The 4,102-nt window shown below is 43.9% G+C and carries 3 protein-coding genes and 1 pseudogene; all 4 read right to left on the bottom strand.

Annotated elements, in window-relative coordinates; genetic code table 11:
* Nucleotides 1-2,887 (bottom strand): tape measure protein (locus ACNART_RS17705; protein WP_416303667.1); only part of this gene is annotated, 2,887 nt, incomplete at its 3' end.
* Between the two features lie 39 nt (nt 2,888-2,926).
* Nucleotides 2,927-3,193: a DUF4035 domain-containing protein gene (locus ACNART_RS17710; protein WP_368909900.1), complete on the bottom strand. Its 267-nt coding sequence runs from the start codon at nt 3,191-3,193 to the stop codon at nt 2,927-2,929.
* Nucleotides 3,194-3,201: 8 nt separating this feature from the next.
* Nucleotides 3,202-3,618, bottom strand: a complete 417-nt coding sequence (locus ACNART_RS17715; RefSeq protein WP_196725842.1) for a hypothetical protein — start codon at nt 3,616-3,618, stop codon at nt 3,202-3,204.
* 64 nt (nt 3,619-3,682) lie between these two features.
* Nucleotides 3,683-4,102, bottom strand: a pseudogene (locus tag ACNART_RS17720) (hypothetical protein); the annotation flags it as partial.

Below are 4,102 nucleotides of genomic sequence, written 5' to 3' on the forward strand. Positions count from 1 at the left end.
CACCGTAAGCATGCCCTTTGCTCATCCATCCCATATCAAAGCCCATTGCCTGCCCGCCTGCTTCTATGGCTTTGAAAATCAGCATTTTCATCACCATCCGAGTGATATCGGAGATCACCGCATTGGCAAAATCTTTAAAGCTTCCTTTCCCCGTTAAAGCAAAATCGGCCAATGCATCAGACATATTATTAAGGGCATTGGTGGTGACGTTTCTGACGTTTTCCATCACATCCATAGCCGACTCACTGAAATCCGATAAACCTTGTTTTAATCCCGCCATCGGATCGCCTTTCATGGCCTCTCGTTTCCTAAGCTCTGCCTCAATCTGCTGTTTAGTGAGTTCGACATTACGTTGTAAGTTCACCAGCTCTTTTTCGCCTAAATCCACACTGGCTTGCTGATACAGCACATCAATCTGACGAAGGGCATTGAGCTTTTCTTGCTCTGCGCGCGATTTTCCTATCAAGGAAGTTTCAAATTGCATCTGCTCAATTTCTTTACCGCGATCATAAGCAAATTGCGCAACCGAGTTGGCTCGCGCTAAATCATCAATAGCTTTCGCTTTTTCTTTGATCGTCTCAATGGCGTTGGGCTCGATTTTTAAGATGGCATCAAACTTGTCTTTATTCTGTTTGATATCGGCTAATGCGGATGTGTACTCATTAAAGGAAGAGGTGGTGCCATAGAGTTGAATGCTTTGTCCATCCGCAATCAATGAGGCTTGTTTTTCCTCTAATTCCGTTAAGATTTTGGTGTATTGCTTCGCATAATCAATGGTGGATTTATGACTGGGCTTATACGTCCGTTTGGCTTGCAGTGCCAGTTGTGCCTCAATTTCCGCTTGTAAGGCCTTATCGTAGCCTTGCATATCTGGCGTAATTTTGCGTGAAACCAATACATCTTCTGCATTTAATTTCGCTAATGCCTTCCCTGTGGCTTGCGCTTTTGCCACTGAACGTTGCGATTTTTCAATCGATTCATCAATCTGTTTAGCAATCGCCGTGACGGCATTCACTTGGCTATTTGTCGCCTGAAGCGTGATATCAATGAGTGATTCATATTCAATGCCTAAACTCTTTAAACTCGCCTTAAGTGAATTGATAACGGCATCAACATTTTGTAACTCAGTGGCATAGCGTTTATATTCAGGAGCTTGATCGCCCACTTTGTCTTTGAGTGTCGCCAACATATTTTGCATATTGGCTCGCTGACGCTCTAAGTTATTAACTTGCTCTGCATATATCCCCATCGCAGCATCAAGCTCTTTTTGCTTTTCAGCCACTCGTTTAAGGTATAAATCCCCCACACCTTGTTCAGTAAACGCCTTTTCACTCTCAACGCTGTATTTTGATAGACCTTGTAAGGAAATAACCTGTTGTTTAAGTTCCTCGATTTTCTCCAATTGCGCGTTAATGCCCGATGAAACTTTGCTTAAATTCGCCACTAACGTGGCATTGCTCATTTTGTTTAACGCTTCTGTTGATGTATCAAGGGAATTAGCAAATTCAATCGATTCGAGTTTGGCTTGTTTGACATTTTCGCTGTATTCATACAATCCCATGCCCAATGCCGCAACACCCGTCAACACTAATCCAATAGGGCCACCCGCTAATCCCATAACACTGTTAAGTGCTCGCCCCACCATTGTTGATTGACGCCGAGCGGTCGTTAATGCACGTTGAGCAACATTTTCGGCGGTTAATGCCTGTGTATAATTTAGAGAGGCTGTTCTTGCGAGTGACTTTGTAGCGATAAGGTTATCGAGTGCGATTTTTTCTGCGTTAGTGCCTCTAGCAACTTGATATTCCATTTTGGCTCTATTGAGCGCCGATGTGGCGGCTTCTTTATCCGCCCATGCCTTCCTCATGGCACTGGTTGCTGCCACACTGTTTGCCTCTGCACTCTGTAATGTGGCTTTGGCTTCATTCAACGTTGTCTGATTTTTCAGATAAGTGGCTTTCGTCCATTGAGAGAGTTTTGCTACCAATGCCGTGACAGCAATTCCTTCAACCACTTTAGCCACTAACGATAGATTATCGGCAAGAGTGGTCATCCCTGTGGTTAAAAGCTGAGTCGCACCAGTACCTTGATTCGCTTCACCAATAAATTTTGTCATCGCCGATTGAAGATTGGTGAAACCTTGGCTAACCGTTGTCACGCTGGTAGCAAATTTTTTATCCACACTGTCGGCTGCACGTTCTAAGGCTTGAATGACTTTCTCAATCGTCATTTCACCGTCTTGGGCTTTCTTCCTTAGTTCGCCCACACTGACACCCATTCCGTCAGCGATGGCTTTCGCTAACGCAGGGGTTTGCTCCATCACCGAATTCAGCTCTTCCCCACGTAACTGACCCGAGGCTAATGCTTGACCAAATTGGGTTAATGCCGCTTGGGCTGCGGTTGCACTCGCTCCTGAAATCGCCACGGCTTTTGAGACGGTTTCCGTGAGTTCAGCGACTTTTTGCTGACTTAAGCCTAAGCGATCGGCATTATCCGCAAAACGTTGATAAACTTGTGCTGTGGCATCCAATGATTGATAGGTTTTCTGGGCAATGTCATAGACGGCTTGTGTGGCTTTATTTAACTCGACAGAACTTTCTGTCACCAGTTTTAAGCGGTTCTGTAATTCCGTCCAACTATCAGCATAATTAATGACTTGATGAATGGATAATGCACTTGCGGTGACACTCGCAAAACGGGCAAAAAGCGCCGAGGATTTTGCAGTTTGCGATACCATTCGCTCTTGTTGCACGGTGATAGCTTGAAGACTGACGCGAATACGTTGCCCAAATTGTTCTGTTTGGCGCTGGCTACGGTTGATCGCATTGGTGAAATTTGCCGTATTCAGCGTCAAATCAATATTTAATCGACCTAATGCGCCAGCCATAAAAACTCCTTAAAACAATAAAAAAGCCCCAAAAAAGGGCTATCGATTAGCTAATACACTCTCAGTGACATTATCCCACACCTCTTCTTCCGTGATTTTCTTCTTCCACATCGGCATAAAATCCATCAATTCAGGCGGAGACATTTTTGGATCACGATTTATCATCGCGAGAAGATGCGCCACTTGTGCCATCCGATAATCCTCTCGCCATAAACCAAAGGGTTGTTTGCGATAAAAGGCCTCATATTCACACAAGTGGCTTTCAGGTATTTGCTCGATTTCTGCGAGCGTTTTTCCCAGTGCCAACGACAATATCAGTTGGAATTGTCGTCGTTCTCCAAGTTTTTTTCGCTGTTCCCCGCTTCGGCCGTAAACACCGCATTAGAAAACCCTTGTCCTAAACGATTAAGACCTTTTAAGTCTTCTTCATTTTCAGCATCAAAAAGCAGCTCTCCTTTTTCATCACACAACTTAAAGGCCAACATTCTGGCGACATCATATTCATCGTAGACACGATTTATCGCCTCATTAAATTGTTCGGGATCGTCTTCGTCTAAATAAATGTCCTGCGCCTCAGCGAGCTTGATTTTAATTTGGCGAAGTTTGCGCTGAATGTAATTCATGGTGCCAACATCCAGTTCTTTGACATAAAAGGTGTTGTCTAAATAGGTAAAAGGCGTCACTTTCAGTGCTTGGTTTAACACTAATTCACGCAATAACGCGTTAGACATAATCACTCCTAAGATTTTTTATCGAGAAGGGAGAAGAGAAATAATGAAAGAGGTGAATTAAGGGTTATTTCTTCGCATTCAAATAATCACGGCCAGACAATTTAATTGAGATCCCCGAATCCATCATTTGCCCCACACTGCCATCAATGTTCATGCCCGTTTCGACGGAGCCGTAATAAAACATGGAGCCTTCATCTCGCGTTAAGACCATTTTCACCGCAAATTTTTCTTTGCTGTTTTCATATTTACGCAAAAGTCGCTGCACCTCACTGGAGCTATACCGTAAGAAGAAGGTCAATTTAATTGAGCCGTATTCCGTATCGCCGGATTCATATTCCTTGCCATCACTGCAAATGGTGGTGACATCAATTTGTTCGGTTGTCGAACCGGCTTTGCTGAAACTTTTCACTGCACAAAAATTATTAGACCATTGAATACGTTGTGCTTTGGCGTTTGCAAAATCCGTAGGTAGCGTTTTATCACG

This window comes from Proteus sp. LHD240705 (assembly GCF_047921555.1).
Classification (GTDB): Bacteria; Pseudomonadota; Gammaproteobacteria; order Enterobacterales; family Enterobacteriaceae; genus Proteus.